General features: G+C 72.0%; 15 protein-coding genes. 4 read left to right on the top strand and 11 right to left on the bottom strand.

What is annotated here, in order from left to right; translation table 11 throughout:
* Positions 1-31: 31 nt before the first annotated feature.
* The 6 genes from B086_RS0117630 to B086_RS0117605 form a co-directional block, all read right to left on the bottom strand.
* Entirely contained in the window at positions 32-1825 is a 1794-nt protein-coding gene (locus B086_RS0117630; RefSeq protein WP_018567752.1) for an ABC transporter ATP-binding protein, read from the bottom strand.
* A complete protein-coding gene (locus B086_RS0117625; RefSeq protein WP_026252525.1) occupies positions 1822-2880 on the bottom strand; it encodes an iron-siderophore ABC transporter substrate-binding protein in 1059 nt (352 codons plus the stop codon). The genes B086_RS0117630 and B086_RS0117625 overlap by 4 nt, the downstream gene beginning before the upstream one ends.
* A gap of 83 nt (positions 2881-2963) precedes the next feature.
* Positions 2964-3830 carry an ABC transporter ATP-binding protein gene (locus tag B086_RS0117620; protein ID WP_018567750.1) on the bottom strand — a complete coding sequence of 289 codons (867 nt, stop codon included), beginning with the start codon at positions 3828-3830 and terminating at the stop codon, positions 2964-2966.
* Positions 3831-3871: 41 nt separating this feature from the next.
* A complete protein-coding gene (locus B086_RS0117615; protein WP_026252524.1) occupies positions 3872-4933 on the bottom strand; it encodes a FecCD family ABC transporter permease in 1062 nt (353 codons plus the stop codon).
* Positions 4930-5991 (bottom strand): FecCD family ABC transporter permease, encoded by a 1062-nt coding sequence (locus tag B086_RS0117610; RefSeq protein WP_026252523.1) that lies wholly within the window; start codon positions 5989-5991, stop codon positions 4930-4932. The genes B086_RS0117615 and B086_RS0117610 overlap by 4 nt, the downstream gene beginning before the upstream one ends.
* A 156-nt stretch (positions 5992-6147) precedes the next feature.
* Positions 6148-7515 carry a lysine N(6)-hydroxylase/L-ornithine N(5)-oxygenase family protein gene (locus B086_RS0117605; protein ID WP_018567747.1) on the bottom strand — a complete coding sequence of 456 codons (1368 nt, stop codon included), beginning with the start codon at positions 7513-7515 and terminating at the stop codon, positions 6148-6150.
* A 331-nt stretch (positions 7516-7846) separates the two neighbouring features.
* Between B086_RS0117605 and B086_RS0117600 the strand changes: the two genes are divergently transcribed.
* Positions 7847-8794, top strand: a complete 948-nt coding sequence (locus B086_RS0117600; protein ID WP_018567746.1) for a methionyl-tRNA formyltransferase — start codon at positions 7847-7849, stop codon at positions 8792-8794.
* Between the two features lie 172 nt (positions 8795-8966).
* Positions 8967-9941, top strand: coding sequence for an L-threonylcarbamoyladenylate synthase (locus tag B086_RS0117595; RefSeq protein WP_018567745.1), 975 nt, complete (start codon positions 8967-8969; stop codon positions 9939-9941).
* A gap of 257 nt (positions 9942-10198) precedes the next feature.
* On the opposite strand, the gene B086_RS0117590 is transcribed toward B086_RS0117595, so the two are convergent.
* On the bottom strand, positions 10199-10867 hold the full coding sequence (locus tag B086_RS0117590; protein ID WP_158690396.1) for a TetR/AcrR family transcriptional regulator: 669 nt from the start codon (positions 10865-10867) through the stop codon (positions 10199-10201).
* Positions 10868-11000: 133 nt separating this feature from the next.
* On the opposite strand from B086_RS0117590, the gene B086_RS0117585 reads away from it, so the two are divergent.
* On the top strand, positions 11001-11612 hold the full coding sequence (locus tag B086_RS0117585) for an NAD(P)-dependent oxidoreductase (RefSeq protein WP_018567743.1): 612 nt from the start codon (positions 11001-11003) through the stop codon (positions 11610-11612).
* A 31-nt stretch (positions 11613-11643) separates the two neighbouring features.
* On the opposite strand, the gene B086_RS0117580 is transcribed toward B086_RS0117585, so the two are convergent.
* Positions 11644-12015 carry an ankyrin repeat domain-containing protein gene (locus B086_RS0117580; RefSeq protein ID WP_018567742.1) on the bottom strand — a complete coding sequence of 124 codons (372 nt, stop codon included), beginning with the start codon at positions 12013-12015 and terminating at the stop codon, positions 11644-11646.
* A 154-nt stretch (positions 12016-12169) separates the two neighbouring features.
* Positions 12170-13666: a catalase gene (locus B086_RS0117575; protein WP_199790763.1), complete on the bottom strand. Its 1497-nt coding sequence runs from the start codon at positions 13664-13666 to the stop codon at positions 12170-12172.
* A gap of 205 nt (positions 13667-13871) precedes the next feature.
* Here B086_RS0117575 and B086_RS0117570 point away from each other — a divergent pair, with 205 nt between their 5' ends.
* On the top strand, positions 13872-14780 hold the full coding sequence (locus B086_RS0117570) for a phytoene/squalene synthase family protein (protein WP_026252521.1): 909 nt from the start codon (positions 13872-13874) through the stop codon (positions 14778-14780).
* 6 nt (positions 14781-14786) lie between these two features.
* On the opposite strand, the gene B086_RS0117565 is transcribed toward B086_RS0117570, so the two are convergent.
* Both B086_RS0117565 and B086_RS0117560 read right to left on the bottom strand, forming a co-directional pair.
* The gene (locus B086_RS0117565) at positions 14787-15335 is read right to left on the bottom strand and encodes an AAA family ATPase (protein WP_018567739.1); all 549 of its coding nucleotides are present in this window, start codon (positions 15333-15335) and stop codon (positions 14787-14789) included.
* A gap of 53 nt (positions 15336-15388) precedes the next feature.
* Positions 15389-16462 (bottom strand): sulfate adenylyltransferase subunit 1 (locus B086_RS0117560; RefSeq protein WP_018567738.1); only part of this gene is annotated, 1074 nt, incomplete at its 5' end.

Raw genomic sequence — 16462 nt, 5'->3', positions numbered from 1 at the left:
ATTAAGGCAAGGCTAACCTAACTGACGGCGCCTAACTACCTTCTCGCCAGGCCCTCCAGAGCCGTGCGTAACGGCCGTCCAGAGCGACCAGTTCCTCGTGCGTCCCCTGCTCCACGACCCGTCCCGCGTCCAGCACGGCGATCCGGTCGGCGGCCACCGCCTGGGTCAGCCGGTGCGCCACGAACAGCGCGGTGCGGCCCGAACACGCGGCCAGCACCGCCCGTTCGAGTTCGGCGGCACCCTCGCTGCCCGCCTCCGCCGTCGACTCGTCCAGCACCACCACCGGCGCCCGGCCCAGCACCAGCCGGGCCAGGGCGATCTGGGCGGCCCGGGTGCCGTCCAGCCGCTCGCCGCCCTCGCCGACCGCGGTGTACAGCCCGTCCGGCAGCGCCTCGACCCACTCCTGGGCACCGGCGGTACGCAGCGCGTCCGTCAGCTCCGCGTCGCTCGCGCCCGGCGCGGCCAGTCTCAGGTCCTCGGCGAGCGGGCCGGAGAAGACATGTGTCTCCTGGGTCAGGATGCTCACCAGCGCGCGCGCCCCGGCCTCGTCCAGCTCGGCGAGATCGGTCGTCCCGACGCGCACCGACCCGGCCTGCGGGGTGCCGATACCGGCGATGAGCGCGGCCAGTGTCGTCTTGCCCGCGCCCGTCGCGCCGACCAGGGCCAGCGAACCGCCCGCGGGGATCGCCAGGTCGACGTCGCGCAGCACCGGCTGCTCGGCGCCGGGATAGGTGAAGGTCAGCCCCTTGACCGTCACGGAGCACGCGGCGGCATCGTCGGCGGCAGCGGCGGCGGTCGAGTCGCCCACCAGCCGTTCCTCGGTGGGCTCCGCGAGCACCCCGACGAGCCGCGTCAGGCTCGCGCCCGACTTCTGCGCCTCGTCGAAGGTGAACATGATGGCGCCCAGCGGGGTGAACAGGCGGTGGAACACCAGCGGGGCCGCCGCCACCTCGCCGAGGGTCGCGGAGCCGGTCTCCAGCAGGGCGTAGCCCACCACCAGGATCAGGACCAGGCCGATGAACTCCGCGCGGTTCTCCCGCCCGACGAACCGGCCGAAGAAGCGGAACACCTCGATGCCGAGGTCGCGCACCCGCCGCGAGTCGGCGTCCACCTTCTCGCGGAACGCCTCCTCCAGACGGTACGCCCGCACCGTCCCGATGCCGTTCAGGCCGCTGATCAGCGACTGCGCACGGTCCGCCTGGGCGGCCCGCTGGTTCCGGTAGAGCGGGGCGGACCGGGGCAGGTACCAGCGCAGGGCCAGCGCGTAGGCGGGCAGCGCACCGGCGCCCGCCAGGCCGAGCCGCCAGTCGAGGCCGAACATGCCGAGGGTGGCGACGGCCACCAGCACCCCCGCGGAGAACACCGTGGGGACGGCCGCGCGGATGCCCTTGGACAGCACGGCCACGTCGTCGCCGACCCGGGAGAGCACATCGCCGCGGCCCACCTGTTCGATCCGGGCGCTGGGCATGCCCAGCACGGCGCGGACGGCGCCCTCGCGCAACTGCGCGAGCAGGTCGGCGCCGAGCCGTCCGATCAGATAGGTGGAGACGGCGGTGGCCGCCGCGCCGAGCAGCGCGGCGGCCACCATCAGCACTCCGACGGTCATCAGGGCCGAGCGCTCCTTGCCCCCGGTCACCCCGTCGACCACCCGGCCGAGCAGGAGCACCGGAAGCATCTGGAGCGCCGCCCCGGCCACCGTGCTGAACACGGTGCCGGCCGTCAGCCAGGGTGTGCCGCGGCAGTGCGCCGCCACCCACCGGGCCGCCTCACGGCCGGTCGTGGTGCGCAGGACCGCCGGGGCGGCACACGTCTGCGGGGTGCTCACCCCTGGCCGACCGACTTGACGAGCTCGTCGACGGCGTACGGCAGGGAGAGCAGGGTGGCCTGCGACATGGCGGCGCCCACGGCCGGGCCCTCGCTGTCGAGGAGGTAGGACACCTTGCCGTTCTTGACCACCTTCAGGTTGGTGAAGAGGGCGAACTTCTTCAGCGCCTCGGTGTCGGCCTTGTCGTTGATGACGAACACCCGGTCGACGTCGACGAGGTCCATGCGCTCCGGGGAGAGCGTCGTGTAGAACTTGTCACCCGCGATCTTGTCGATCTCGGTCTGGCCCTTGAAGCCCATGCCCGCCAGGAGCTGTCCGCGAACGTCGGTGGTGGTGAAGGGGGCGACCGCGTCCTTGTACCAGGACAGCGCGACGGCCTTCTGGCCGGCGAACTCCGGGTGGGCCTTCTTGACCGCGGCGAGCTGGTCGCGGATGCCCTGGACCAGCTTCTTGCCCTCGTCGGCCTTGCCGAGGGCCGTCGCGATCTGGAGGGCGTTGTCCTGCCAGGGAGCGCTGAACGGCTCCTTCTCGGCCTTGGTGCGGCCCACCGTCGGAGCGATCTTGGAGAGCTTGGCGTACGCGTTCTGGTCGATCTCGGAGTAGACGGCGATGATCAGGTCCGGCCTCAGGGCGGCGATCTTCTCGTAGTTGGGACCGGTGTCGCCGTTGCTCATGATGACCGTGGGCCGGGCGTCGCCCCACTTGTCCTTCACCCACGGCCACTGGGTGTTGATGTCGGGGCTCTTGCCCGCCGGGTTCGGGTACTGGTCGACCATGCCGACCGGCTTGATGCCGAGGGCGAGGACGTCCTGGTCGTCCGTGTAGCCCACGGTCACGACCCGCTGCGGGGCCTTGGTGATCGTGGTGGATCCGAACGCGTGCTCCACGGTGACCGGGAAGGCGCCGGACGACGCCGAGGCACCGGCGCTGTCGTCCTTGTCGTCCGACGAACCGGAGCCGCAGCCCGCGAGGAGACCCGCGCCGAGGGCCACGGCGGACACGGTCGCCGCCAGCCGCCGCCAGGACTTCATACGTGCCGTTCGATCGAGGAGCATCCGGTATCCCTTGCTTTCGTGCTGTCCGCTGCGGCCCGTGCGGGCAGGCACACCTTACCCGCGACGAGTAAGGCAAACCTAGCCTAAGTTGCGGGAGTTGCCTTCCGGCTGCCCGGATCCCGGACATGGGTCCGGCCGATGGGCACGATGAGCGGCCGCTCCCCCACCGGATCGACCATCACCTCGGCGCGCAGGCCGAACGCCTCGTGCAGCAGCTCGGGGGTCACCACGTCGCGCGGGTGGCCCTGCGCCAGCACCGAACCCGCCTTCATCACCACGAGGTTGTCGCTGTAGCGCGCGGCCAGGTTGAGGTCGTGCAGCACCATGACCACCGTGCATCCCGACTCGTGCAGGTCGTCGACGAGGTCCAGCACGTCGATGGCGTGCGCCAGGTCCAGATAGGTGGTGGGCTCGTCGAGCAGCAGCAGATCCGTGCCCTGGGCGAGGGTCATCGAGATCCAGACGCGCTGCCGCTGGCCGCCCGAGAGCGCGTCGACCGGCCGGCCGGCCAGATCGGACACGCCGGTCATGGCGAGCGCGCGCTCCACCACCGAGGCGTCGTCGGAGGACCACTGGCGCAGCCAGCTCTGGTGCGGATGGCGGCCCCGGGCCACCAGGTCGGCCACGGTCAGGCCCTCCGGGGCGACCGGCGACTGCGGCAGCAGACCGAGTTTCTTCGCCACGTCCCTGGTCCTCAGCTCCGCGATGTCCGCGCCGTCCAGCACGACCGAGCCCCGGGTCGGCTTCAGCAGCCGGGACAGGGTCCGCAACAGGGTGGACTTCCCGCAGCCGTTGGGGCCGATGATGGTGGTGACCACGCCCGGCGGGATCGCCACGTCCAGCGCGTCGATGACGGTCCGGTCGCCGTAGCCGACCGTGACGCCCCGGGCCGCCAGCCGCGGGACGTCCTGTGTCACGGAACCGGTCTCGGTGGTGTACTGAGCGACCACGGCCTCCCCCTCAAGTTTAGGCTTGCCTAACTTTCTATCACCTAGCGGCGGTTGGCCCGCACCAGGAGGTAGACGAGGAAGGGTCCGCCGATCGCGGCGGTGACCACGCCGACCGGCAGGGAGACCGGCAGCGCGGTGCGCGCGACGAGGTCGGCGCCGGTCAGCAGCACCGCTCCCACCATGGCGGACGCCGTCATCGGCGGTGTCGGCGACTTCGTCAGGCGCAGGGCCACCTGCGGCGCCACCAGCGCGACGAACGGCACCGGTCCCGCCGCGCTCACCGCGAACCCGGCCAGCAGCACCGCGCACAGCATCAGGACGGCCCGCACCAGGCGGTGGCGGACACCGAGCCCGGCGGCCACGTCGTCGCCGAAGTGCAGCGGTTTGAACTGGAAGGCGGCGCACGTCACGACGGCCAGGACGGCGAGCGTGCCCCACAGCGCCAGCCGGACCTGGTCCCAGGAGCGGTCGTCCAGCGAGCCGACCAGCCACGCCTGGGCCCGCGCCACGTCCCGGATGTCGGCGGTGGCCAGCAGCCAGGTGGTGAGCGCCTCCGTCACGGCGCTCACCGAGATGCCGATGAGGATGAGCCGGAAGCCGTCCATCCCGCGGCGCCACGCCATGAAGTACACCAGCAGTCCCGCGCCGAGACCGCCGGCCAGCGCCGCGGCCGGCAGGCCGACCGAGGTGACGACCGCCGTCGTGGCCCCGCCCGAGACCGTCACCAGGAACACCGAGACCGCGCCGGCGCCCCCGGTGATCCCCAGCACGTCCGGACTGGCCAGCGGATTGCGGGCGATGGACTGGGTGATCGCCCCGGACACGCCCAGCGCGACGCCCACCACGAGACCGGCCAGGGCCCGCGGCATGCGCAGGTCCATGATGACGAACCGGTCCACCTGCTCGCCCCGCCCGAACAGCGTGGCGAGCACCTGGCTCAGGCTCAGGGGGAAGTCCCCCACGGCGATGGACAGGCAGAACACCAGGAAGGCCGCCGCCGCCAGCACCAGCGTGACCAGCGCGACCCTGGGCCGCCACACGAAGGACACGGAGCCGATGCGCACACCCGGCGCCACCGAGGACTTCACCACTGTCGTGTTCATGCGTTCTTGAACTTTCCCCGCCACACCAGGACCGCGAAGAACGGCGCGCCGAGGAGGGCGACGAGGACCCCCGCCTCCAGCTCCCCCGGACGCACCACCAGGCGGCCCACGATGTCGCAGACCAGCAGGACGACCGCGCCGAGCAGACCCGCGTACGGCACCAGCCAGCGGTAGTCGGGACCGGCCAGATAGCGGGCCACGTGCGCCACCATCAGCCCGAGGAAGGCGATGGGACCGCACGCCGCCGTGGCCGCGCCCGCGAGCAGCGTGATGGCGACGATGCCGACCGTCCGGATCAGCGTGATGTTCACACCCAGGCCCCGCGCCACGTCGTCACCCAGGTTGAGCAGGTTGACGGAGGGCAGGGTGGCGAGGACCAGCACCAGTCCGACCACGATGAAGGCCGTCATCGGCCAGATGACGTCGAACCGGACGCCGGCCACCGAGCCCGCGTTCCAGAAGCGCAGCGCGTTCATCGCCGCCTTGTCCGACAGCGCCACCGCCGTCGTCATCGCCGCGAGGAACACGGTGACACCCTGTCCGGCCAGCGCGAGCGTCAGCGGGTTGCCCGCGCCCCGGCCGATGCTGGAGAGACCGAAGACGACGACACCGGCGATCGCTGCGCCCAGGAAGGCGAACCACACGTACTGGAAGGGGTTGGTGAGCCCGAGCAGGGAGATCGCCGACACGACGGCGAACGAGGCGCCGGTGTTCACCCCCAGCAGGCCGGTGTCCGCGATGGGGTTGCGCGTGTATCCCTGGATCAGCGCCCCGCTGGTGCCCAGCGCGATCCCGGCCACGATCGCGAGCACCGTACGGGGCACCCGTACGGTCCGCACGATGAGCCGGATCTCCGTGGCCCTCTGGTCGGGGTCCGGCGCGCCGAACAGTCCGTGCCACACCTCGGCCGGACTCAACGCCCGCGCACCGACGGCCAGGGAGAGCACCGCGGCGACCACGAGGATCCCGACGATGATGCCCAGGCCCGCGATCCGCCGCCGCCGGGCCCCCGCGACCACCCGCGAGGGCGCGGGACGTTCCACTGTAGTCGTGCCCATGTCGACGAAGGTTATCCCTTGCCTCGGGCCCGGCCGCCGGGGCGCCGGGGTGCTCCGCACCGGCCGGGGGGCCGGCCGCCGGGACGCGGGCGGGTGACAAGGGGCACCGACGTTCCTTTCTGCTGTGCCGCGGATCTGCTGGGTGCCGCGGACCGGCTAGCCGGCGGGCTGGTGGATCTGGCCGCCGGCTCCCCCGGCGACGGGCCGGATGGCGTCGGGCGCGGCCTTGAGGCCGTGGTCGAGGATCGAGTCCAGGATCTCGCCGACGCGTACGGCGGTGTTGGACAGCAGGGAGGAGGTGATGCCGTGCGTGTGCTCGGTGCCGCCCTGGAGGTAGATGCCGCAGGCCAGTTCGGGATCGGTCGCCACCCGGTAGTCCCGTTCGACGCGGACGCGGCCCTGGTCGTCGCGGAGGCAGCGGTCCGCCACCTCGCCGAGCAGGCCCAGGCCGTCGGCCTCCAGGTACCCGGTGGCGCACACCACGACATCGGCGTCCAGCCGGGTCTCCTCGCCGGTGACGAGGGACCTGACGGTGACCCGGACACCGTCTGGCGTCCGCGCCACGCCCGTCAGGCGCGAGACGTTCAGGAAGCGCAGCCGCTCGGTGCCGAGCACCCGCTCCTGGTACGCCTGCCGGTACAGGTCGTCGATGAGGTCGATGTCCACCACGGAGTAGTTGGTGTTGCCGTGGTAGTCCATCAGCCGGCGCTTGACGTCCTCCGGCGCCGCGAAGTACTGGTCGACCGCCTCGGGGTCGAAGATGCGGTTGGCGAAGCTGCTGTCGTCCGCCGGGCTGTAGCCGTAGCGGGAGAAGACCGCGCAGACCTCGGCGCGGGGGAAGCGGCGGTGCAGATAGGCGACGTTCTCGGCGGCGCTCTGGCCGGCGCCCACGACGACGAAGCGGGTCGGCTCGGTGCCCGCCAGGCCGTCCACCTTCGCCAGCAGGTCGGAGTTGTGCCAGACGCGGTCGCCGCGCTCGATGCCCTCGGGCATGAGCGGGCGCAGTCCGGTGCCGAGGACGAGGTTGCGGGCGCGGTGGACGACGACGTCGTCGCCGGACCGGGCGGTCACGTCGAAGTACTCCACCACACCGTCGCGCACCACGGGGTCGACGGCGACGACCCGGTGCCCGTAGGAGACCATGTCGTCGACCTTCGCCGCGGCCCACTCGAAGTAGTCGTGGAACTCGACCCGGAGCGGGAAGAGGTTCTTGTGGTTGACGAAGTCGATCAGACGGCCCTTGTCCTGGAGATAGCACAGGAAGCTGTACTCGCTCGCCGGGTTCCGGAGCGTCACCAGGTCCTTCAGGAAGGACACCTGCATCGTCGCGTCGTCGATCAGCATGCCGCGGTGCCAGCCGAAGCCGGTCTGCTGTTCGAAGAAGTGAGCGGTGACCGTCTCGTGTCTTCCGACGCGCGCGTTGTGCTCGCTCAGCGCGATCGCCATGGCGACGTTCGACGGCCCGAAGCCGACACCGATCAGATCGTGGATCAGTGGAGCGTCGCCAGGAAGAGCCTGTGACATGTCACTCCCATTCGTGCGGGACAGCCGCCTGCGGGCGTCCTGTCGGGGTGGGGAAGCCGGAAGACCGGAGGAACTCCGGTACCGATACGGGGATGTGCGGATACGGGGGTTGCGGGGACGGGGCGGTACGGGTTCCAGGCACGCCGAGGACCGACGGCCGAACGGAACTTAGGTAAAGCTAACCTCATCACCCGACGCTGTCGACCAGACAAAGCGGACGACCTGTCCAGCCGCCCGCCAACCGCACCCGGAAACATGGCTGTTGCAACGTTAGGTAAGGCTTGCTTTACTCACCTCTGGTGATATCGCTCTCCCCGAGGAGGAACCCCTGATGCGGGTCGTCATGTTCGGCTATCAGACCTGGGGCCATCGCACCCTGAAAGCGCTCCTGGACTCCGAACACGACGTCGTGATGGTCGTGACCCACCCCAGGAGCGAGCACGCCTACGAGAAGATCTGGAGCGACTCGGTCGCCGAACTCGCCGAGGAGCACGGCGTCCCGGTCGTCATCCGCAACCGCCCCGACGACGACGAGCTGTTCCAGCGGCTCAAGGAGGCCGACCCGGACATCATCGTCGCCAACAACTGGCGGACCTGGATCCCGCCGCGCGTCTACGCCCTGCCGCCGCACGGCACCCTCAACGTGCACGACTCGCTGCTGCCCAAGTACGCCGGTTTCTCCCCGCTGATCTGGGCGCTCATCAACGGCGAGTCCGAAGTGGGCGTCACCGCGCACCTGATGGACGAGGTGCTCGACGCGGGTGACATCGTCCTCCAGCGCGCGGTCGCCGTCGGCCCGAAGGACACGGCCACCGACCTGTTCCACAAGACGGTCGACCTGATCGCCCCGGTCACGATCGGCGCCCTCGACCGGATCGCCTCCGGCGAGACCGAGTTCACCCGGCAGGACCGGTCGCAGGCCAGCTTCTTCCACAAGCGGGCCGAGGAGGACATCCGGATCGACTGGGGCTGGCCCGCCGAGGACCTGGAGCGCCTGGTCCGCGCCCAGTCCGCCCCCTATCCGGCCGCCTTCACCTTCCACCGGGGCAGGCGCCTGGAGATCCTCGCCGCCGTCGTGTCCGAGGGCCGCTACGGGGGTACCCCGGGCCGCATCTTCTACCGCGAGGGCGACGGCGTGGTCGTCGTCGCCGGTGCCGACGCCCGCACGGGCCGCAACCACGGCCTGGCCGTCACCCGCGTCCGGACCGAGGACGGCCGCGAGCTGCCCGCGACGGAGTACTTCCGGTCCATGGGCGGCTATCTCACCGACCGCCCCTGACCCGGCCGGCACACCTCTCCCCCGCCCGAGCGCCGCTGCGGCACACCGGCTACGTCCCGATCGGATGACGGTCCGGGTCCGGTGCGCGGCCGGGCGCCCTGCCGTCCGCGGCCCGCGCCCGGACCTCCGGCGGCCGTCGCCGGTCCCCGGCGCGCCTAGGATGGCGAGGGTGATGGCAAGAACCAGTGACATCGAGAAGGCGGCCGGTGTGCTGCGCGGCGGCGGGCTCGTGGCCCTGCCCACGGAGACCGTGTACGGCCTGGGGGCCGATGCCGAGAACCCCGCCGCCGTCTCGCGCATCTTCCAGGTCAAGGGCCGTCCGCCCTCGCACCCGCTGATCGTCCACATCGGCGGCGCGGAGCACCTGGACGACTGGGTCCAAGAGGTGCCCGAGACGGCGCGCCTGCTGGCCGGGGCCTTCTGGCCGGGGCCGCTCACGCTGGTGCTGCGGCGCGGCGCCCGCGTGCCCCTCGAAGCGACGGGCGGCCTGGAGACGGTGGCCGTGCGGGTGCCGGACCATCCCGTCGCGCTCGCGCTGCTGTCGGCCTTCGGCGGCGGGGTCACGGCACCGTCCGCCAACCGCTTCGGCTCGGTCAGTCCCACCACCGCCGACCATGTCCGTGCGGAGCTGGGCGACGCGGTCGACTTCGTGCTGGACGGCGGCACGTGTGAGGTCGGTGTCGAGTCGACCATCGTCGACGTCACGGGCGATGTCCCGAGCATCCTCCGGCCCGGCGGGGTGACCCGCGAGGATCTCGAAGCGGTGCTGGGCCACCCGCTCGCGGTCCCCTCGACCAGCGCCGTCCGGGTGCCGGGCCAGCATCCGTCGCACTACGCACCGCGGGCCCGGGTCGTCCTCGTCGAGCCCGAGGAGATCGTCGCCGAGGCGCGGCTCGCGCGCGAGCGGGGGCACCGGGTGGGCGTCTTCCTCCCGGCCGCCCTCGCCGGTACCGCGGTCGAGGCGCACGCCGTGGTCGCGGTCCCCGCCTCGACGGCCGCGTACGCGCGCGGTCTGTACGGGTTCCTGCGCGAGCTCGACCGGCAGGAGTGCGACCTCATCGTCGCCTCCCTTCCGGCCGAGGAGGGGCTCGGCCTGGCGATCGCCAACCGGCTCCGCCGCGCCGCGGGCCCCCGCCCCACCGCCTGACCTGCACGGACACCGCGCCCGCACCCCTCCCCGGGGTGCGGGTGCGACCGGTCCCGTCCGGTGCGTCGCGCCGAGGAAGGCCCGTCCGGCGGACGTCCGCCGGGAGACCGGTGAGCCGGTCGTGCGTCACGGCCCCGTACCGCGACCGGAGAAGCGATCCCGGTCCGAGGACGGCCACGCCGAGGGCGCTGCCGAGCCGGCGCAGCGTGTTCAGGAGCGCCGAGCCCGCTCCGGTGCGGTCTGCCGTCCGGGAGCGGTCAGCCGTCGTCCTGGACCAGGAGTGCGGCGATCTCGGCCGCAGGCCGGGCGGTGTGCAGGCTGATCAGGTCGGCGAGCAGGTCGTCCAGGGGCGGCCAGGGCATGTCCCCGTGGTCGTTGTAGAGACTGATCAGACCGTGCATCGCGGTCCAGAGCAAGAGCCCGGCCTGCCACCGGCGTTCCGCGTCGGGGCTCGCGTCGGTGCCGGTGACGGCCGCCAGGGAGGCGACGACGGACTCCAGCAGTTCGGCACCGGCGCCGTGGGCGGATCCGGGGACGAGGTCGGCCGGCATCCGCCCGCCGAAGAGCGTCCGGTAGTGGCCGGGCTGCTCGACACCCCAGCGCACATACACGGCGCACCGGGCGACGAGGTCCGCCAGCGGGTCCGGCGCGGACCGCGCGGCCTGGTGCATGAGACCGGCCAGTTCGTCGTAGCGCAGCCGCAGCACGTGCTCGACCAGCGCGCCCAGGTCCGGGAAGTGGCCGTAGATGCTGGCGGGTGCGATCCCGACCTCCCGCGCGACCTGCCGCAGGGTCAGCGTCTCCGGCTGGTCGAGGGTGGCCAGGAGCTTCGCCGCGGCCTCCACCAGCTGGGCCCTGAGCACCTGCCCCTGCCCGCGCGGATTACGGCGGCGCCGGGTGGTGGCGGCTTCCTCGTCAGTCGACACGTTCCCCCTTCCGACCAGCGTGGACCGTTGACCAACAGGTGTTCATGCTACAGCCACGAGGCGCCTTGACAGTCGTCACCAACAGTCGTTTACTCACAACACCAACGGTTGTTCAGTTAAGAGGCGGATCATCATGCGCATCGCGGTACTCGGCGCGTCGGGCAGGGTCGGCGGCCTGCTCACCACCCAGGCCCTGGAGCGGGGGCACGAGGTCGTCGCCCTCGTCCGCGACCCGGAGCGGGCCGCTCCGCCGCCGGGGCGGCACATCGACGTACGGCGGGCGGACGTCTTCTCCCCGCGCACCTTCCCCGGCCTGGACGACGTCGACGCGGCCGTCTCGGCCATCGGCATCGGGAAGAAGGACGGTCCGGGCGCCCTGGTCGCCGGGGCCGGACTGCTCGCCGCGGCACATGTCCGCACGGTGTGGCTCGGCGCGCTGGGGTCCGGCCTGTCGATCGGTGCGGGCGGGCGCCTCTACCAGGCGGTGATGCGGATGGCGGTCGGCGGGGAACTGGCCGAGAAGGCCGAGGCCGACCGGATCGCCCTGGACGCGGGCGCCACCGTGTTCCACGCACCGGATCTGACCGGCGGGCCCCTCGGTCCCGGGCGCCGCGTCGTACGGCTCGCGGAGCTCCGTCGGCCCCTGCTGCCGCCGAGGATGTCCCGCGCCTCCGTGGCCGCGCTGATGCTGGACGAGGCGGAGAAGGCCGCGTACCGCGGCGAGGTCGTCGTACCGCTGGGCTGATCCGCGCCCACGTCCGGTCCCGGGCCCGGGGCTAGTCGGCGAGCAGGTGGGCGCGGCCGAACAGAGCGGCGGCCGCCCGTGCGGTGGGGGTGCCGGAGTCGAGGTCGGCACCCGCCTGCCTGAGGACTCCCACCACGTCGTCGGCGCCTTTGAACAGGGCGCCGGCGAGGGGTGTCTGGTCGCGGGCGTTGCGCAGGTCGGGGTCGGCGCCGAGCCGGATCAGCGCGCGGACGGTGTCGGCGTGGCCGTGGTAGGCGGCGAGCATCAGGAGGGTGTTGCCGGACGGGTCGCCGACGTCCACCGGCAGCCCGTGCTCCACGAACTCCGCCAGTTCCCCGGTGCGGCCCTCCCGGGCCAGGTCCAGGGCCAGGCCGACGACGCGACGCGTCTGCTCGGGGGTCACGGTCCGTCTCCGTTCACGCGCGGCTCCTCCTGGTCCGGTCGGTCGTACGGGCGATGGTGCCCGTACAAGTGATCGTGGCCGTACGGGCGGTCGTGCGGGCGCGGACATGGGTCCGGCCCGGCGGGGGCGGGCTGCCCGCCGGGCCGGGCGGGGCTCAGCGGTCGCCCGCGGCCAGGGCCTCGATCGCCTTGCGGACGCCCTCGCCGTAGGCGGGGTCGGCCTTGGTGCAGTGGGCGATGTGCCGCTCGACGGTCCGCCGCGAGGCGCCGTCGATCGCCCGCGCGGTGTTCTCGAAGAGCGCCTGCCGCTGCTCGGGGCTCATCAGGCGGAACAGGTCGCCGGGCTGCTCGAAGTAGTTGTCGTCGTCCTCGCGGAAGTCGAACCGGTCGGCGAAGGCGCCCACGGCCTGCCGCGGCTCGCGGTACGCGGGCTGCTCCTGCCAGCGGCCGTAGGAGTTGGGCTCGATGCCGGGGGTGGCGCCCTGGTTGCCGTCCACGCGCATGCCGCCGTCGCGGTGGTAGGAGTTCACCGGGTTCCTGGGGGCGTTGACCGGGATCTGGTGGTGGTTCACACCGAGGCGGTAGCGCTGGGCGTCACCGTAGGAGAAGAGCCGGCCCTGGAGCATGCGGTCCGGGGAGAAACCGATGCCCGGGACCACGTTGGCCGGGGTGAACGCGGCCTGTTCGACGTCCGCGAAGTAGTTCTCGGGGTTGCGGTCGAGCTGCCACTCACCGACCTCGATGAGCGGGTAGTCCTGCTTCGACCAGACCTTGGTGAGGTCGAAGGGGTGGAAGCGGTAGTGCTCGGCCTCCGCCTCCGGCATGACCTGGACGAAGAGCTTCCACTTCGGGAAGTCGCCCCGCTCGATGGCGTCGAACAGGTCGCGCTGGTGGGACTCCCGGTCCTTGCCGATCAGGGCCTCGGCCTCGGCGTCCGTGAGGTTCTCGATGCCCTGCCGGGTGCGATGGTGGAACTTCACCCAGAACCGCTCGCCGTCGGCGTTGACCAGGCTGTAGGTGTGCGATCCGAAGCCGTGCATGTGCCGGTACGAGGCGGGGATGCCGCGGTCGGACATCACGATCGTGACCTGGTGCAGGGCCTCAGGGAGGCTGGTCCAGAAGTCCCAGTTGTTCTCGGGGTCGCGCAGGTTGGTGCGCGGGTCGCGCTTCACCGCGTGGTTGAGGTCGGGGAACTTCAGCGGGTCGCGGAAGAAGAACACCGGGGTGTTGTTGCCCACCAGGTCCCAGTTGCCCTCGTCCGTGTAGAACTTCAGGGCGAAGCCGCGGATGTCGCGCTCGGCGTCGGCCGCGCCGCGCTCGCCCGCGACGGTCGAGAACCGCGCGAACAACTGCGTCTGCCTGCCGACCTCGGAGAAGATCTTCGCGCTGGTGTACCGCGTGATGTCATGGGTCACGGTGAAGGTGCCGAACGCGCCGGAGCCCTTGGCGTGCATCCGGCGCTCCGGGATGACCTCGCGGTCGAAGTGGGCGAGTTTCTCCAGGAACCACACGTCCTGGAGGAGCATCGGACCGCGCGGGCCGGACGTCAGGGAGTTCTGGTTGTCGGGGACCGGCGCACCGGCGACCGTGGTCAGGGGCCTCTGGTTGTTCTCGGGCACTGCTCGCTCCTCGGTGGAAGTGGTTCTCGGCATGGCTCACGGCCCGGTGGTCCCGGTCGGCCGGGTGCCCGCGTATGTGTGCCCGCGTCTCACATCTGCACACACCTTATAGCGGAGGTCGTCCCTGCCGGGCCGGGTTCCCGAAACACATGTCTTCGGCTAGCCCTCAGCATACGTGTGAAGTTGTCCGGGGGACCGTGCGCGACCGGACTTCGGGCGGTACGCCTACGATGCGATCATGAGCGCATGGAGCCGGTCCCTGGACACGGCGGGAATACGGGAGCCGGAGTTGCGCAGCGACTACGGCGCACAGCGGGAACTGGTGGCGCGCTTCCGGCGCAGTGCGTACCTGGCGGCGAGGACGCTGCTGCCCCGGCCGCTGCTGCCGCACGTGGTGGCGGCGACGGCGGTGATGCACCACGGCGACGATCTTCTCGACACCGGTCCCGAGCCCCTGCGGGCAAAAGCGTGGGAGGAGTTCCGGCGGCACGTGCGCGAGGCGCTGGCGAGCGGGCGGAGCACCGATCCCATGATCCGCGCGCTGATGCACACCATCGGCGCCCATCCGCGGCTGCGGGACGTGGTCGAGGCGTATCTGTCCACCGCCGACGCGGAGCTCGAGTTCACCGGGTTCGCCGACGAGGCGGACTACCAGGTCTACCTGGACGCCTACTCGATGCCCGCCTTCCTGCTGGTCGGCATCCTGCTGGCGCCGGAGGGGGACGACGGGCCGTACCGGACCGCCTGCCGGACGCTCATCGACGGCACCCAGCGGCTGGACTTCGTCAACGACCTCGCCGAGGACGCACGGGAGGGGCGGACCGGTGTCCCGGCACGGACGCTGGAGCGCTTCTCCGTCACGGCGCGGGACATCGCCGCCGGCCGGGCCTCGCCGGGCGTCGGCGCACTGGTCCGGCATCAGATCGAGGCGGCCCGAGCGGACCTGCTCACCGCCCGGGAGCTGCCCGCCCTCACCTCGTCCCCGTACAGCGCTCTGATCGTCGCGCTCATCGACATCGAGCTGCTGACGGCGGACGCTGCGCTGGCGCGCGGCACCGGGCTGCTGCACGGATCGGCGAAGCCGCCCGTGGCGGGGGCGCTGCGGGTCCTGCTGGGCGCCCGCCGCCGGGCCCGTCGGCAGCGCTGAGCGGACTCAGCTCCCCTGAGCCTGCCGCGGGATCCGCGCGAGCACGGCGTCGGCCAGCTCGGCCGGGGCCGAGCGGCCGTCCAGCAGCACGGTGTCCGGCGGCAGGGCGTCCACCACGGCCAGGCACGACGCGATCCTGGATCTGCACCAGGCGCGGACCTCCTCGTCCTTGGCGGGATCGTCCGGGGTGAAGCTCCGCCCGTCGATCCGCCCGACGAGGACGTCCTCGGGGACCTGGAGGAAGAAGTGGTGCACCTCGACGCCCGCGTCCTTCAGGCCACCGAGGATCTCGGCGAGATAAGCCGGGTCCACCAGGGTCATCGGCACCAGGACGGGGCGCCCGTACTCCTCCACCAGGCCCACGGCCATGCCGACGACCTGGCGCCGCCACTGCCGCAGATCCTGGAAGTCACCGGTCGGCACCTCCACGATCCGGCGCAGGACGAAGCCCACCAGCTCCGGGTCGAAGACCAGTGCGTCGGGCCGGCGCAGACGCAGCTCCTCGACCAGCGTGGTCTTCCCGCTGCCGAACGCGCCGTTCACCCAGACGATCACAGGCTCTCCCCCACCTCCGGCGGTCCCCTCGGGCGCCCGCCCGTCCCCCCATCCTAGAAGTTCCACCCGTCGCCGTCGGCGGCCAGCTGCGCGGTACGGGTCGCGAACGCGTCGCCCACCATGCAGGCCGCGAGCGTGGTGCCGTCGGCGGGATCGATCAGCAGGAACGAGCCGGTGCGCCGCGAGTCGGCGTAGGAGTCGAGGGCGAGCGGCTCGGCCGTGCGGATCCGCACCCGGCCGATGTCGTTGGCGACGAGCCGCCCCGGTTCGGGATGCTGGGAGAGGTCGTCGAGGGTGAGCCGCGAGGGGATCTCCGTGACGATCGCCTTCACGGTGCGTGTGGTGTGCTTCAGGAGCACCCGGTGGCCGACGGTCAGCGGGGTGTCCGCGACATGGCAGACGGTCGCCTCGGTCTCCTTGGCGATCCGTGGCGGCCGGGGTCCGGCGGTGAGCATGTCGCCGCGCCCGACGTCGAGTTCGTCCGCGAGCCGCACGCTGAGGGACCGGCCCGCGCGGACGGCGTCCGCCGGCTGTCCGAGGACGTCGAGCGAGGTGATGGTGGTGACGCGGCCGGAGGGCTGCACCGTCACGGTGTCCCCGACCCGGAGCCGGCCGCTCAGCAACTGCCCGGCGTAGTGGCGTTCCCCGCCGTGCCGGATCACCGTCTGCACGGGGAAGCGGGAAGGTCCGCTCGCCGAGGTGTCGCCCAGCCGGACGGTCTCCAGGTGTTCGAGGACGGTGGGCCCGCCGTACCAGTCCATGACCGCGGAGGGCTCCACCACGTTGTCCCCGGCCAGCGCCGAGATCGGGATCGCCGTGACCTCCGGCACGCCCAGCTCCGTCGCGTACGCCGTGAACTCCTTCGCGATGGCCGCGAACACCGGCTCCCGATAGCCCACCAGATCCATCTTGTTCACCGCCAGCACCACATGCGGCACCCGCAGCAGCGCGGCGATCGCGGCATGACGGCGGGTCTGCTCGACCACACCGTTGCGGGCATCGACCAGGATCACGGTCAGCTCGGCGGTGGAGGCACCGGTGACCATGTTCCGCGTGTACTGCACATGCCCCGGAGTGTCGGCCAGGATGAACCGGCGTCGGGGGGTGGCGAAGTAGCGGTAGGCGAC

It is taken from the genome of Streptomyces sp. PsTaAH-124 (assembly GCF_000373685.1).
GTDB lineage: Bacteria > Actinomycetota > Actinomycetes > Streptomycetales > Streptomycetaceae > Streptomyces > Streptomyces andamanensis.
The sequence above is the reverse complement of the archived record's forward strand: the minus strand, read 5'-3'. Positions and strand labels throughout refer to the sequence as shown.